Source organism: Pseudomonas sp. GM79, from assembly GCF_000282495.1.
Taxonomy (GTDB): domain Bacteria; phylum Pseudomonadota; class Gammaproteobacteria; order Pseudomonadales; family Pseudomonadaceae; genus Aquipseudomonas.
Map to the genome: position 1 here is coordinate 20,264 of NZ_AKJE01000121.1, position 13,792 is coordinate 34,055.

General features: G+C 60.6%; 13 protein-coding genes. 8 read left to right on the plus strand and 5 right to left on the minus strand.

What is annotated here, in order from left to right; genetic code table 11:
• Positions 1-62 precede the first annotated feature (62 nt).
• The 5 genes from PMI36_RS00220 (at position 63) to PMI36_RS00200 (ending at position 4,404) form a co-directional block, all read left to right on the plus strand.
• Complete coding sequence (locus PMI36_RS00220; RefSeq protein ID WP_032830789.1) at positions 63-752, plus strand: ABC transporter permease; 690 nt, start codon at positions 63-65, stop codon at positions 750-752.
• A gap of 12 nt (positions 753-764) precedes the next feature.
• A complete protein-coding gene (locus tag PMI36_RS00215) occupies positions 765-1,463 on the plus strand; it encodes an ABC transporter permease (RefSeq protein WP_008076658.1) in 699 nt (232 codons plus the stop codon).
• 9 nt (positions 1,464-1,472) lie between these two features.
• Positions 1,473-2,585, plus strand: coding sequence for a succinylglutamate desuccinylase/aspartoacylase family protein (locus tag PMI36_RS00210; protein ID WP_008076666.1), 1,113 nt, complete (start codon positions 1,473-1,475; stop codon positions 2,583-2,585).
• Positions 2,586-2,603: 18 nt separating this feature from the next.
• Entirely contained in the window at positions 2,604-3,368 is a 765-nt protein-coding gene (locus tag PMI36_RS00205) for an ABC transporter ATP-binding protein (RefSeq protein ID WP_007904480.1), read from the plus strand.
• A 127-nt stretch (positions 3,369-3,495) separates the two neighbouring features.
• Entirely contained in the window at positions 3,496-4,404 is a 909-nt protein-coding gene (locus tag PMI36_RS00200; protein WP_008076667.1) for a MurR/RpiR family transcriptional regulator, read from the plus strand.
• Between the two features lie 121 nt (positions 4,405-4,525).
• Here the strand turns inward: PMI36_RS00200 and PMI36_RS00195 are convergent, their stop codons facing one another.
• From PMI36_RS00195 to PMI36_RS00180, 4 genes are all read right to left on the minus strand, one after another.
• Positions 4,526-5,374, minus strand: coding sequence for a sugar phosphate isomerase/epimerase family protein (locus PMI36_RS00195; protein ID WP_008076668.1), 849 nt, complete (start codon positions 5,372-5,374; stop codon positions 4,526-4,528).
• Position 5,375: 1 nt separating this feature from the next.
• Positions 5,376-6,617 (minus strand): NAD(P)/FAD-dependent oxidoreductase, encoded by a 1,242-nt coding sequence (locus PMI36_RS00190; RefSeq protein WP_008076669.1) that lies wholly within the window; start codon positions 6,615-6,617, stop codon positions 5,376-5,378.
• An 18-nt stretch (positions 6,618-6,635) separates the two neighbouring features.
• Positions 6,636-6,956: a MocE family 2Fe-2S type ferredoxin gene (locus tag PMI36_RS00185; protein WP_007904516.1), complete on the minus strand. Its 321-nt coding sequence runs from the start codon at positions 6,954-6,956 to the stop codon at positions 6,636-6,638.
• 149 nt (positions 6,957-7,105) lie between these two features.
• Positions 7,106-8,218: a fatty acid desaturase family protein gene (locus PMI36_RS00180; RefSeq protein ID WP_008076670.1), complete on the minus strand. Its 1,113-nt coding sequence runs from the start codon at positions 8,216-8,218 to the stop codon at positions 7,106-7,108.
• Between the two features lie 180 nt (positions 8,219-8,398).
• Here PMI36_RS00180 and PMI36_RS00175 point away from each other — a divergent pair, with 180 nt between their 5' ends.
• The gene (locus PMI36_RS00175) at positions 8,399-9,448 is read left to right on the plus strand and encodes a LacI family DNA-binding transcriptional regulator (RefSeq protein WP_008076673.1); all 1,050 of its coding nucleotides are present in this window, start codon (positions 8,399-8,401) and stop codon (positions 9,446-9,448) included.
• A gap of 210 nt (positions 9,449-9,658) precedes the next feature.
• Here the strand turns inward: PMI36_RS00175 and PMI36_RS00170 are convergent, their stop codons facing one another.
• Positions 9,659-11,680: a sigma-54 interaction domain-containing protein gene (locus PMI36_RS00170; RefSeq protein ID WP_008076675.1), complete on the minus strand. Its 2,022-nt coding sequence runs from the start codon at positions 11,678-11,680 to the stop codon at positions 9,659-9,661.
• Positions 11,681-11,880: 200 nt separating this feature from the next.
• On the opposite strand from PMI36_RS00170, the gene PMI36_RS00165 reads away from it, so the two are divergent.
• Together PMI36_RS00165 and PMI36_RS00160 are read left to right on the plus strand one after the other, a co-directional pair.
• Positions 11,881-12,903 (plus strand): Gfo/Idh/MocA family oxidoreductase, encoded by a 1,023-nt coding sequence (locus PMI36_RS00165; RefSeq protein WP_008076677.1) that lies wholly within the window; start codon positions 11,881-11,883, stop codon positions 12,901-12,903.
• Positions 12,900-13,688 carry a TIM barrel protein gene (locus PMI36_RS00160; RefSeq protein WP_007904524.1) on the plus strand — a complete coding sequence of 263 codons (789 nt, stop codon included), beginning with the start codon at positions 12,900-12,902 and terminating at the stop codon, positions 13,686-13,688. Before PMI36_RS00165 ends, PMI36_RS00160 begins: the two co-directional genes overlap by 4 nt.
• Positions 13,689-13,792 lie beyond the last annotated feature (104 nt).

A 13,792-nucleotide genomic window follows, 5' to 3' on the forward strand; every position in this document is an offset into this window, starting at 1 on the left:
TTGCAGGCGTCTGTCAGGGGTTGTCTTGCGCGCCTCACGGCGCTCGCTTGAGGAACTTCATGATGCTTCACGGCTACGGATCGAGCATTCTCGATGGCGCCTGGCTGACCATAAACCTGGCCTTGACGTCCATGTCCCTGGCAATTGCCCTGGGGCTGATCGGCGCGGCATTCCGATTGTCACCACTCAAATGGCTGGCCGTGCTCGGGGAAAGTTACACCACCCTGATTCGCGGTATCCCAGACCTAGTGCTGATCCTGCTGATCTTCTACGGTGGCCAGGATCTGGTGAACCGCATTGCCCTGGCACTCGGTTACACCCGCTATATCGACATCAACCCCTTTATCGCCGGCGTCTGCACCATGGGCTTCATTTTTGGTGCCTACCTCTCGGAAACCTTTCGCGGCGCCTTCATGGCGATCCCCAAAGGTCAGGCCGAGGCCGGCGTGGCCTATGGCATGGGCGGTGCACAGGTGTTCTGGCGAATTCTGGTACCGCAGATGATTCGTTTCGCCATTCCCGGGTTCACCAACAATTGGTTGGTACTGACCAAATCCACCGCGCTGATCTCGGTGATCGGCTTGCAGGACATGATGTTCAAAGCCAAGAACGCAGCGGATGCCACACACGAGCCATTCACGTTTTTCCTCGCGGTAGCCGCGCTGTATCTGATGCTCACCAGCCTGTCCTTGCTGGTGCTGCGCTATCTGGAAAAACACTACTCGGTCGGCATCAAAGCCGCCGAATTGTGAGGGGAACCGCCCATGATTCTCGACTACAACCTGATCTGGGAACACCTGCCGCTGTACTTCAATGGCGCCTTGTTGACCCTCAAAGTCCTGCTGATTTCCCTGGCCCTGGGTTTGGTATTGGCGATTCCACTGGCGCTGATGCGGGTGTCGCGATCACCGCTGATCAACTTCCCGGCCTGGCTCTATACCTACGTGATTCGCGGCACGCCGATGCTGGTGCAACTGTTCCTGATCTATTACGGCCTGGCGCAGTTCGAAGCAGTGCGCCAAAGCGTGCTCTGGCCTTACCTCTCCAGCGCCACCTTTTGCGCCTGTCTGGCCTTCGCGATCAACACCAGTGCCTATAGCGCCGAGTTGCTGGCCGGCAGTTTGAAATCCACCCCCCATGGCGAGATCGAAGCCGCCAAGGCCATGGGCATGTCACGCCTGACCCTGTATCGCCGCATTCTCATGCCGTCGGCCTTGCGCCGGGCATTGCCGCAGTACAGCAACGAAGTGCTGATGATGCTGCAAACCACCAGCCTGGCCTCCATCGTCACCCTCGTCGACATCACCGGGGCCGCGCGGACTGTCAGCTCACGGTTCTATCTGCCGTTCGAGGCGTTTATCACCGCTGGGCTCATCTACCTCGCCCTGACCTTCATTCTGGTGCGCCTGTTCAAGTTGGCCGAGCGCCATTGGCTGGCGTATCTGGCACCGCGCAAGTACTAAGGAGCTGTTATGGAGCACATTCAATACCGCTTGCCGTGGAGTGCATCGGGCACCGAACGCACGCTGACGCTGTTTCGTTTTGGCAGTGGACCACGCAAAGCGTACATCCAGGCGTCATTGCATGCCGACGAGTTGCCGGGGATGCGCGTCGCCGTCGAGCTCAAGCGCCGTCTTCTGGAACTGGAAACACAAGGCCGCCTGAGCGGGGTGATCGAGTTGGTGCCAATGGCCAATCCGATCGGGATCGCCCAGATGTTCCAGGCCACCCATCAGGGGCGCTTTGAGTTCTCCAGCGGCAAGAACTTCAATCGCGAGTTCCCGGAGTTGGTCGATGCCGTCGCCCCCCTGTTGGAAGGCCAATTGGTAGACGATGCCGACGCCAACGTCGCACTCATCCGCCGCGCCATGGGCGATGCCCTCGCCGCCATGCCAGCACCGACCTCGGAACTCGACGGCCTGCGTCGCTTGTTGCTGCAGCATGCCTGTGACGCCGATGTGGTGCTGGACCTGCACTGTGATTTCGAATCGATCATGTTGTTGTATGCGATGCCGCAACACTGGCCGCGCTTGCAGTCACTGGCCGCTCGCCTCGGTGCCGGGGTCACGTTGTTGGCCGAAGATGCGGGCGGCAGTGCCTTCGACGAAGCCTGCGCAATTACATGGTTACGCCTGGCTGAGCGGTTTCCTGAAGCCAATATTCCCCTGGCATGCATGGCCACCACCATCGAATTGCGTGGCATGGCAGACACCGAGCGCGGGCAATGCGTCGACAGTGCACAAGCCATTCTCGGGTATCTCGCCGAACAAGGCCTGATCAGCGGTGACTGGCCAGCGGCACCGCCGAGTCATTGCCAGGCCATGCCATTCGCCGGCGCGCAGTACGCCTGTGCGCCCCATCCGGGTGTGGTGAGTTTTCTGCAACCGCTGGGCGCGCAGGTCAGGGTCGGCGATCCGCTCTTCGAGGTCATCGACCCGCTGACCGACCGCCATAGCGTGGTGAGCGCCAGCACCGACGGCATTCTCTATGCCCGCGAACGGCTGCGCTATGCCCAGCCTGGATTGTGGCTGGCCAAAGTTGCCGGTTCTACCCCCATTCGCCAGGGTCGCTTGCTCAGCGACTGATGCCAGAGAGTTAAAACCATGTACAAACTCGAAGTTCAAGACCTGCATAAAAGCTACGGCGCGCACCAGGTGCTCAAGGGCGTGTCCCTGCAAGCACAGGCCGGTGACGTGATCAGCATCATCGGTTCCAGCGGCTCTGGCAAAAGTACGTTCCTGCGCTGCATCAACCTGCTGGAGCAACCCAATGCGGGCAATATCGTACTCAATGGCGAACCGCTCAAGCTGGTAGCCAACAAGCTTGGCGGGCTGAAGGCGGCCGAACCCAAGCAGTTGCAACGCATGCGTTCACAGCTATCGATGGTGTTTCAACACTTCAACCTCTGGTCACACATGAGCGCTCTGGAAAACGTCATGGAAGCCCCGGTGCATGTGCAGGGCCTGGGCAAAAAAGAGGCACGGGAAAAGGCCGAGCACTACCTTGATAAAGTCGGGGTAGCCCACCGCATGAACGCCTGGCCGGCGCATATGTCCGGTGGCGAGCAGCAGCGCGTGGCCATTGCCCGCGCACTGGCGATGGAACCGCAAGTGATGCTGTTTGATGAGCCGACGTCGGCGCTCGACCCCGAACTGGTCGGCGAAGTGCTTAAAGTCATGCAGGATCTGGCGCAGGAAGGCCGCACCATGGTGGTGGTGACTCACGAAATGGGCTTTGCCCGAGAGGTGTCGAACCAACTGGTGTTCCTGCACAAGGGCGTTGTCGAAGAGCGCGGCGACCCGAGCGAGGTGCTGGTCAACCCGCAATCCGAACGCCTCCAGCAGTTTCTGTCCGGGAGTTTGAAGTAAGACCGCCGCCCACCCATCCACGGATCGACGCTGCCCTGACAAGGCAGGCTTGGGATACACTCCAGCCAACCTTGTCAGGGCATCAGGCACAGCCCTTCTTTCACCTTCAGGAAATGTTGAGCTGGATATGCCAACCCCATCGAAAGACACCACTGTCTATGCCGCGCCGGTCATGCGCAAACTGACGGAAATCGTTTCCGAACTGCCGCCGTCACTGCGCAAGGTCGCGGACTTTATCCTGCGTCACCCGCTCAAGGCCGCGACACTGACCATCGAGGAGATGGCTCACGAGACATTGACCTCACCCGCCGCCGTCAACCGCCTGGCCAAAGCGCTGGACCTCGGTGGCTACAGCGGCATGAAGGCCGAGCTGGTCGCAACGTTGCAGCAGATGGTGTCGCCGGTCGACAAACTGCGCAACGAACTTGCCCATCGCCCGGGCGGCGCGTTTGGCCTGCATGAGCAACTCCAGAGCGCCAGCAGCAACCTGACCACGGCGACGAGCAACAACCACGCCGACACCTTTGAAGCCTTCGTCACTCGCCTGACCACGGCACGCAAAATCTACATTCTGGGGTTCGGCAACAGTGTTTACTTCGCCGGCCTCGCCGCCTCGACCCTGATGCCCTTTTGTGCGGACGCCGCGGCCATCAGCATGGAAGGCGGCAACGAAAACGCCGCTTACCGTCTGGCCGCAATCACCGACCAGGACGTATTGCTGGCGATCTCCCTGCCGCGCTACTCCCTCGACACCCTGCAACTGGCACGCTTCGCCAATGAACGTGGCGCATCGGTGCTGGCCATTACCGACTCCCCCGCTTCGCCGCTCACCGGCATTGCCGAGCACACGCTGTTTGCGCCCTGCGATCACCCGGTACTGACCAGCTCCAACATCGCGGTGCTGGCCTTAATCGAAGGCTTGGTCGCCGGCGTGATGGCGCGCAATAAAGAAGCGGTCAAACTGGCAACCGAACTGACTGAAAGCGTGATGTCGTACCTGCACATCCCTGCCAGCGGTAAACCACCGAAAAAGTGATTCCGTTCTGGTTTTTACCTGATAGACCCGTGTGGGAGTGGTCTGGAGATGTTTTCTTCGCTACCCACATGCTGAATTGCCTCGGGTTCCGTAGATAGCTTGACGGCAAATCTGCATTCAATCACCCCCCATCATTTGACCCCGCCCGACAATCATCCCAAACCTCACGTATCACCTCCTTAAGCATCAGCGCCTCGGCCCAGCGATCGGTGATGTCGCGCCCATCGGCACCCGTGATGGCATAGGGTGGCGGGCCGAGTTCACAGGTGAAGGACAGGCTGTCGGGCGTGTTCGGTCGAGCCAGCCAATCCTCTATTCCATAGCGCCACCAGCCCAGGAAACGTTCCAGCCAGGGTCGATGCTGGGCGAAGCTCAGGGGCACCTGGACCTGTTCGCCGTTGGCGACACGACCATGAAAACCCCAGCTGTGGCGAAGGATGGTGTGGATCTGTTCGTCGTCTTCGGCAGTGGCCGGTTCTGGCAGTTCGCGGCCCACGACATAGTGGGACAAGTCGGCCAACAGTTTGAGATCGGGCATTTCCTCGAGAATGTCGAGGGTGAACAACAGGTCATTGGTGAGGCGATAACGGTGGGTTTCCAGCAGAACAGGAAAGTCCACCTGCTCGGCCAGACGCTGCCAGCCTTCGATCAGTTCGATAGCTTGCTTCAACGTGCGCGGCCGCACGTCTGCTTGCAGCGTGAGGTGGTGGCAGCCGTAGCGGGACGCGACATCGATCGCTGCCGCCAGATCATCCACGGTGCGGGGGAACACCTGCCCTTCGATTTGCAGGCCTTGCGCCTTGGCGGCGGCATGCAGGCGTGCGGCATGTGGCGCGACCCAGAAATGGTCGGTGATGCCGTCGAAGCCGGCGGCGGCGATTTTCTCCACTTGCGCTTCCAGGGAAAGGTCGCATTGGCCGCGGTGATCTTGCATGGCCCACTGGGACTGAAAGACCAGGAATTCACGCATGTCAGTTCCTCAGCAGTTGTTTGAGCGGTACATCGGCGTCGGCCAGAGCGTCTACCGAAAGGAGGTCACGGTGAGCGATCAGCCGTTCGCACAGCTTGATGTCCTTGGCGATGCTATTCCCCTGCCCCCAGCCGCAAGCGCCTTGCAAACGTTGCTCGGCATCGAGGTAGAACAACAGGAATCCGCCACCCGGGGTTGTCCGGCTCGCCGTGGGCTGTGTGTTTGCGATCACGCCCACGGTCTGCAGTCCCCAGTCGTATTGATCGGACCAAAAACCGGGAATGACCTCGAAGGGCAGCTCGCCGCCCAACAGATTCAGGGCGGCGTGACGACCTTGGGTCTCGGCGTTGCGCCAGGTTTCCTGACGCTGGAAAACGCCTTGCGGGTGCAGTCGAAATTCACAGACATCGCCCGCCGCAAAGATGTCCGGCGCACTGGTGCGCAGTTGGGCATCGACGCGAATGCCCTGGCCGACCTCAAGCCCTGCGGCCGCGGCCAGCTCAGTGTTGGGTTGCATGCCGATGCCCACCACCACCAGGTCACAGGGCAGCAACTCGCCGTCGACCAGTTGCACGGACTCAACGTGAGTAGTGCCCTGCACCGCCTCAATCGCCACATTCAGCCGGACATCCACGCCCCGACTGCGATGCAGTTCCATCAGGACACTGGACAGTTGCTCCGGCAACACCCGACCCGCCAAGCGCGGACCGGCCTCGAGCAAGGTCACGGTGCAACCCAAGGCCCGGGCGGTGGCGGCGACTTCGAGCCCGATGAAGCCGCCACCGATGATCACCACCCGGGTATCAGGTTGCAACGAAGCGCGCAGTGCCAGGGCCTCGTCATGGGTACGCAGATAAAGCACATTGAGCAGGTGCTCGGGCACCGAGGCGAGTCTGCGCGAGCGCCCTCCCGTCGCCAATAACAGCCGGGCGTAATGCAGCCAGCTGCCGTCAGCCAGTTGCAGACGATGCTGCTGCGGATCCAGGCATTTCACCGGGTTGCCGGCCAGGTGCTCGATGTCCAGTTCGGCGAGCTGAGCGGTATCGCACAGGCTGTAACCCGCCAGATCGACCGTGCCCTGCAACAGCCCCTTGGACAGCGGCGGACGTTCATAGGGCGCGTGGGACTCGTCGCCTATCAGAATCAGGCGACCGCTATAACCTTCGCCGCGCAGGGTCAGGGCCGCACGGCCACCCGCATGCCCGGCGCCGACGATGACCAGTGGAGCATTGGCAGGATTCATGGCACAGACTCCGTGCAGTTAAACCGTGATGGCGAGCAGCACACGCCCCGCCTCGACCCGGACTTCATAGGTCTTGAGATTGACGCACACCGGTGCGCCAAGGGCTTTGCCGGAGCGGTAGTCGAAACGCCCGTTGTGCTTGGGGCACTCGACGACATGGTCCATCACCAAACCATCAGCCAAGTGGATGGACTCGTGGGTGCACAGGCCCGCGGTGGCGAAAAACTCGCTGTTAGCGGAGCGGTAGACGGCATAGGTGTGCTGGCCATGGTCGAAACGAATGACATCTTCATCGTCGATATCGTCCACGGCACATACATCGATCCATTGATCGGTCATGGCGTTTTCTCTTGTAGTGGTACACACAGGAAGGTGTCATGTGGGAGCGGGCTTGCTCGCGAAAGCGGTGTATCAGGCGACATCGATGTTGACTGTGACGCCGTCTTCGCGAGCAAGCCCGCTCCCACAGGGGTTGTGCCTATTGGATGTCAGCCCGGCATTGCTTCAGGTTGTGCCCGGACGGTTGCGGCGGGTTTGGTGCTTTGTGGCAAAGGGCGACTGACGAAATAAGTCGGGTCTTTGCGCTGCTTCCAGATGGTCGGGATGATTTCCTTGAAGGCCTCGAACAGGCTGGTGTAAGGCGGCGGGCAGTCACGGCGGATCTCCTCGTGAAGTTGTGCCAGCGCGTGAAACGGCACCATCGGATACATGTGGTGCTCAAGGTGATAGTTCATGTTGAGGTACATGAAGCGCAGCACCGGGCCCATATAAATCGTGCGGCAGTTGCTGCGATGATCGAGTACGTCCTCAGCCAGGCCGACATGCTGAGACAGGCCGAACAGGTAGGACAGCCAACCGCCATAGAGGGTCGGCAGGCCGATAAACATCAGCGGCAACCAGCTCTGCAGATAAACCGCAGTACCCACGGTGAGCGCATAAATCGCTAGCCAGACGCGTGCGTCCCTCACCACCTTGGGCCACTCGGATTCGGGGATGAACGTCTGTTCTTCTTCACCCATCCGCCCTACCGCGTGCTTGCAGACTGACCACATCGTGTTCAACGCGTAAGGCATTCTGAACAGGCTCAGCGCCATATTGATCAGGCTTGGCGGACGTGGTTCGACGATCTCCGGATCGCGGCCGACGATCACGGTGTCGGTGTGGTGCCGAGCATGGCTCCAGCGCCAGACTTGGGGTTCGAACATGAACATGAAGCTCGACAGCTGATAGACCGCATCATTCATCCAGCGGGTCTTGAACGCCGTACCGTGACCCGCTTCGTGCCAACGGGCATTGGACGCCGTGCCGTAGAGCAGCCCGTAGACGAAGAAGAACGGAACGCAGGCCCAGGAGCCCCAGAACCAGTAGCCACCGAACCCGGTCACGACCATCGCCGACAGCCAGATCGCGGTATCAAGCAAGGCCGGGCCATCGCGGCGCTGCATTAATTCCTTCATGCGTTTACGAGAAATGGGGGATTGATACCAGCTTGCCGATACCAGGCCTTTTTGCGCCGCTCGGGCGGCTTCGGGGCCGGTCAATCGATAATCCCGAGGCTTGGGTTTACCAGGGCTTTCAAAGGCTGCGTTTTGTTCAGGCATTTTATTGTTCTCCGCAAGCTTGATTGTTTTACGCACTTTTCGACGCGGGATCACATCGCTGGGGAAAATATAGAGAGCGCAGAAATCACCCTCAAGCCCTTGAATACATTCCCTATCAAGCTATCATCCAGGCCCATTGAAGCTTGATAGTTTTCTATCAAAGCGCTTGCGGGGCCCGCCATGAACAACACTAAACGCCCAACCATCGCCACCGTTGCCGAACACGCTGGCTTGAGTGTCGCTACCGTGGACCGGGTGCTCAACGCCAGGGCTCCGGTCAACCCGGACACCGCCGAGCAGGTATTCCAGGCCGCCGAAGCGGTCGGTTATTTCGCTGCCAGGCTGATCGGCCAGCGGATCCGCGAACGTCGTCCCACCTATCGTTTCGGCATCCTCTTGCTCGGTACCGCCCAGGCGTTTTATGGCAACGTGGCCGCCGCCATCACCGAGGCGGCGCAGCGTCAGGCTGGCGCCAACCTGAGCATTCAATTCGAGTACGTCTTTGATCGCACGCCCAGCGCGATCATTGCCCAGATCGAACAACTGGCGGTGCAGTGCGATGGTCTGGCGGTGGTCAGCTTCGCGCATCCGCTGATCAATGCCGCCATCGCGCAGATCAGAGAGGCCGGCGTGCCGGTGATCGCGATGCTGTCGGACATTCATGAGGCGGCGGATGAGCCTTACGTCGGCCAGGATAATCACGAGGTCGGACGTACCATGGGTTGGCTGATGGCGCACACGTGTGGCGCCCGCAAAGGCAGCGTCGGGGTGTTGCTCGGCGGCCACCGTTTTCTTGGCCATCAGGCGCGGGTCGAGGGGTTGCGCAGCTACCTGGCAGAACGCGCCCCAGGGTTGCGGCTGCTGGAAGCGGTGATCAATCTGGACAATTGCGACATCACCGAAGAGGCGACGCTGGACCTGCTGGCACGGCATGACGACTTGCGGGGGTTGTGCGTGGTCGGCGGTGGCGGCGACGGGGTCATCAATGCCCTGTCGCAGCTACCGAAGCAGCCGTCGCTGTGCTGCATTCTGCAAGAGTCGACCGAGCTGTCGCGACAAGCCCTGAATCAGGGATTGATCAGCCTGGTGATCGACTCCCAACCGCGATTGCTGGCGGCGGCGCTGGTCGACTTGCTGGTGGAGCTGCAGACCACGCCGGACTTCGACCCGATACGGCATCGAATCCATATTCCGTTGCAGATCGTGACCTCAGAGAACGCTCGAGGCTGAACCTGTGAGGGGTACCGAGAGTATCCACACACTTTCGCAGACACACCAAACCTGTGGCGAGGGAGCTTGCTCCCGCTGGGCTGCGTAGCAGCCCCAAAACCGATCACTGAGTTCTTTCTGAAAAACTGCGGCAGCCCTATTGGGGCCGCTGCGCAGCCCAGCGGGAGCAAGCTCCCTCGCCACAAGGTCGCTCTTCATTCAGCCTACTCATCAGAAGTCGGGTTCCGAACGAAAAGCATCGGCACTCAGCCCGAACCGATTCATCTTGTTGTACAACCCGCCACGAGAAACATTCAGCTGCCTAGCGGCCAGGCGGATGTTGCCGCGGGTATCCCTGAGGGCCGCGATGATCGCATTCATTTCATGGGTGCCAAGGTCCAGGGCAGCCAGGGGTTCGGGCACACTTCCCGGCACCGGCTGACGTAGCCTTTGCTTGATTTCAAGCGGTAGATCAGCTGGCTGGATCAGTTCGGTCACTGCCAGATTGGTCGCACGTTCAATGGTGTTTTCCAACTCGCGAACATTACCCGGCCAGCTGTAGGCCGAAAGAATATCCAACGCCTCGGGCGAGATGCCCTGCACCGATTTGCGCAATGACCGGGTGCAACGATTGAGAAAATGCCGCGCCAGCAATGGAACATCTTCCCGACGCATCCGCAGCGGCGGAACCGTCAGGTTCAGCACATTGAGCCGGTAGTAAAGATCCTCACGGAAGGCGCCATCGGCAACCGCCTGGCTCAGGTTGCGGTGGGTGGCGGCGATGATGCGTACGTCCACTTGCTGCGATTTTTTCGCGCCCACGCGAGTCACCTCGCCTTCTTGCAAGACGCGCAGCAGGCTGACCTGGGCATCGAAAGACATGTCACCGATTTCGTCGAGGAAGATCGTTCCGCCATCGGCCAGTTCAAACTTCCCGGCAGAGCCTCCACGGGCCGATCCGGTGAAGGCGCCCTCGACATGACCAAACAGTTCGCTCTGCACCAGATCTCGCGGAATGGCCCCGCAATTGACCGCCACAAACGGACCATTGCAACGCTCGCTGGCGTTATGGATTGCCTGGGCGAACAGCTCCTTACCGGTGCCGCTTTCACCCAGGATCAGCGTGGTCGAGTCACTGCGACTGGCGATCCTCCCCAGATGCAACGCGTCCTGTATGGCTCGCGAACTGCCTTGAATGGTCTCGAAGGTGTAGCTGGCTTGAGTGCCGATGATCCGCCGGGTAATTTCCCGGATGCGCCGGTTCTCGCGCAGCGAAACAATGCGCCCGCCCTGCTCCAGTGGGCACACCGAGACCAGGCACGCCAAGTGGCTGCGATCATGCAATTCAAACGTGCAATCCAGGTCCCTTATCCCTTCATACTGCTGCCCTTCCCCGCCACGCAGCAGCATCTCATCGGTCAGCTCGCTCTGGCCCAGACGCTGGAACGGGCTGCCCAGCAGATCCCGGCCCACGCGGAACAATTGGCGGGCATAACGGTTGAGCGCCTTGATGCAGCCGCGCTCATCCAGCACCACAAGACCCTCGTTGAGCACTTCGAGGACGGTTTGCTGTTCTTCCAGCAGTATCTGCAGCGCCATCTGCCGCGAGACCGCTTCGGCCGCTGCCTGGACGGTGCCCAGCGTATGGAAATGAAACCAGCCCGGCTCGGCGGTCAAGGTCAGCATGGCCAGCGTCCTGCCCTGCGCATCCCTGATCGGCGCGGCAGCACAATGCATGCGCCGCCGACGCAGGCCGATCCCGAAGTTTTCCTCGGCCAGCACATACACCAAGCGATCTTCGGCAAGCGCCAGCCCGGTGCAGTTGGTGCCCTGCACCGACTCCAGCAGCCGGCTGCCCACGGGCGTGAGGTCCAGGCCGCAGAAATACAGGGTCGTGCCTGCGGCATCGGTCAGATTGATATGGCCCCTGGGGTTGTAAGCCAGCAATCCCTTCATGACCTCCGCCGCCGCCGCGATCAAGGCGCGATTGGTCGCCAGCGTTGCGGCCAGAACGGTCGGGGCGACAAACCGGTATTCGCCATCCTCAGGATCGAGGCCGGCATTGACGCTGCGCAGCCATGAATCCCAGATAACCTGCCTGACTCCTGCAGGTCGATCGATGCGCCCTTTCAGGCAAGCCAGCCAAGCCTGGTCCAGCTCGGCGATCGGTCCTTCGTTCAACGACGCAGGCCCGAGCGCGGTGATGTAATCGAGGTCTTGCGCGCTGAAGGCCGTTAGCTGTGGGTTCACCATCATCGATCCGCTTCTATGTTCACGTTTTAGACATGTCAGTGTAGACATGTCATGCGAATGAACACATCTTTCAATAAATATTAATTAACTCCTTAAATATCAAGCATTTAGATATTGGCACAGCCCTTGCTCTCTTGATTAACGCCAGCGAGGACATTCCTGCTGCGAGTCATTGAACAACAATAAAAGGGAGTCATTTCATGAGTACGTCCAAGATCATCCGCCTGGGTCTCATCGGTGCTGGCCGCATGGGCAGCTTTCACGGCCTGACTGCCGCCAGACACATTCCCGGCGCCTGTCTGGCCGCCATCGCCGACCCTACCCCCGGTCAAGCCGCGCGCCTGGCCGCAGAGTTGGGTGTGCAACGGGTCTACACCGATCCACAGCAACTGCTCGATGACCCGGAAATCGACGCTGTCTTGATTGCCGCCCCCGCCCGCAGCCATGCCGAACTGGTGATCAGCGCGGCCCGGGCCGGCAAAGGTGTGTTTTGTGAAAAACCCATGGCCATCACCCTCGACGAGGCCGACCGCGCCATCGCCGCAGCCGCCGATGCGCGCGTGCCACTGCAGGTCGGCTTCAACCGCCGCTTTGCCAAAAGCTTCCGGGCCGCCCACCTGGACGTGGTCGCCGGCCGCATCGGTACGCCGCAACTGCTGCGCTCACTGACCCGCGACCCGGCGCTGAACAACCCGGCGGCCTCGCCGCAGTGGGTGATTTTCCTCGAAACCCTGATCCATGACTTCGATACTCTGCGCTACCTCAATCCCGGCGCCGAAGCGGTTGAAGTTTTCGTCATGGCCGATGCCCTGATTGCACCGGACTACAAGGCCAAGGGCTTCCTCGACACCGCCGTGGTCACGATCCGTTTCGACAACGGCGCCATCGCGACGGCCGAGGCCAATTTCCAGGCCGTGTATGGCTACGATGTTCGAGGGGAAGTGTTCGGCAGCGCTGGCATGCTGACCATGGGCAGCGCCAATGAGTCTGACTTGGTTCGTTATCTGGCCAATGGCATCCAGGCCGATACCCAGCGCCTGGACACCGACCTGCTGCGTGATGCGTATGTGGCCGAGCTCAACCACTTTGTCGACTGCCTGCGCACCGGCGAAAAACCCCTCGCCAGCGGCGAAGATGCCCGTGCTGCACTGGCCATTGCCCGCGCGTGTATCGAGTCCTTCCAGCAGGGCAAACCTGTGCGCGTGCAAGGAGCCCATTCATGAGTTTCACACCGTTCAAACTGGCGATCAGTGCCGAGATGGTCTTCCTCGATCTGCCATTCACAGAGCGCGTCAAACGCATTCATGCGCTGGGGTTCAGTGCCGAACTCTGGGACTGGACGAAGAAAGACATTGCGGCCCTTGTCGCCACGGGCGCTGACTTCACCTCGATGACCGGCTACATCTCGGGCAACCTGACCGACCCCGAAGACATCCAGCACCTGCTCGACAGCGCACGAGAATCGCTGGCCGTCGCCGCACAACTCAATTGCCCGAGTCTCAACCTGCATGGCACTGGCCTGGGCGACAAAGGTTTGCCGGTCAAACCCGTGGCCCACACCACCGGACGCATGTGGTTGAGCGCCTGCAAGACCCTGGAAAAAATCGCTCGCCTGGGCGAAGACGCAGGCCGGGTATTCTTGCTGGAAAACCTCAATACCGAGGTGGACCACCCCGGCACTCCCTTCGCTCGCGCCGACGATACCCTGGCGCTGATCGAGGCCGTGGGCAGCCCTCATCTGAAGATGAACCTGGACCTTTACCATGCCCAGATCGGCGAAGGGAACCTGATCGAACTGATCCAGCGCGCAGGCAGCGCCATCGGGGAAATCCAGGTCGCCGATGTCCCCGGCCGCATGGAACCGGGCACCGGTGAAATCCATTATCCGGCCATTGCCAAAGCCTTGTTCCGCATGGGATACACCGGTGTCGTCGGGCTTGAGGGCTGGGCCAGCGGCGACAGCGAAGCGGCACTTGAACGCTTTCGGCTAGCCTTCACGCTGGATTGAAATGCCGGTCAGTAAAGCTATTACAGCTACAACGCAATCTTTGTAGGAGCTGTCGAGCCTGCGAGGCTGCGATCGGCTGCGCAGCAGTCGTAAAACCAGAAGTC

What these genes read in the sequence shown, in the direction of transcription:
- PMI36_RS00220 (WP_032830789.1), top strand. Translation starts at nt 63, where the DNA reads ATGCTTCACGGCTACGGATCGAGCATTCTCGATGGCGCCTGGCTGACC.
- PMI36_RS00215 (WP_008076658.1), top strand. Translation starts at nt 765, where the DNA reads ATGATTCTCGACTACAACCTGATCTGGGAACACCTGCCGCTGTACTTC.
- PMI36_RS00210 (WP_008076666.1), top strand. Translation starts at nt 1,473, where the DNA reads ATGGAGCACATTCAATACCGCTTGCCGTGGAGTGCATCGGGCACCGAA.
- PMI36_RS00205 (WP_007904480.1), top strand. Translation starts at nt 2,604, where the DNA reads ATGTACAAACTCGAAGTTCAAGACCTGCATAAAAGCTACGGCGCGCAC.
- PMI36_RS00200 (WP_008076667.1), top strand. Translation starts at nt 3,496, where the DNA reads ATGCCAACCCCATCGAAAGACACCACTGTCTATGCCGCGCCGGTCATG.
- PMI36_RS00195 (WP_008076668.1), bottom strand. Translation starts at nt 5,374, where the DNA reads ATGCGTGAATTCCTGGTCTTTCAGTCCCAGTGGGCCATGCAAGATCAC.
- PMI36_RS00190 (WP_008076669.1), bottom strand. Translation starts at nt 6,617, where the DNA reads ATGAATCCTGCCAATGCTCCACTGGTCATCGTCGGCGCCGGGCATGCG.
- PMI36_RS00185 (WP_007904516.1), bottom strand. Translation starts at nt 6,956, where the DNA reads ATGACCGATCAATGGATCGATGTATGTGCCGTGGACGATATCGACGAT.
- PMI36_RS00180 (WP_008076670.1), bottom strand. Translation starts at nt 8,218, where the DNA reads ATGCCTGAACAAAACGCAGCCTTTGAAAGCCCTGGTAAACCCAAGCCT.
- PMI36_RS00175 (WP_008076673.1), top strand. Translation starts at nt 8,399, where the DNA reads ATGAACAACACTAAACGCCCAACCATCGCCACCGTTGCCGAACACGCT.
- PMI36_RS00170 (WP_008076675.1), bottom strand. Translation starts at nt 11,680, where the DNA reads ATGGTGAACCCACAGCTAACGGCCTTCAGCGCGCAAGACCTCGATTAC.
- PMI36_RS00165 (WP_008076677.1), top strand. Translation starts at nt 11,881, where the DNA reads ATGAGTACGTCCAAGATCATCCGCCTGGGTCTCATCGGTGCTGGCCGC.
- PMI36_RS00160 (WP_007904524.1), top strand. Translation starts at nt 12,900, where the DNA reads ATGAGTTTCACACCGTTCAAACTGGCGATCAGTGCCGAGATGGTCTTC.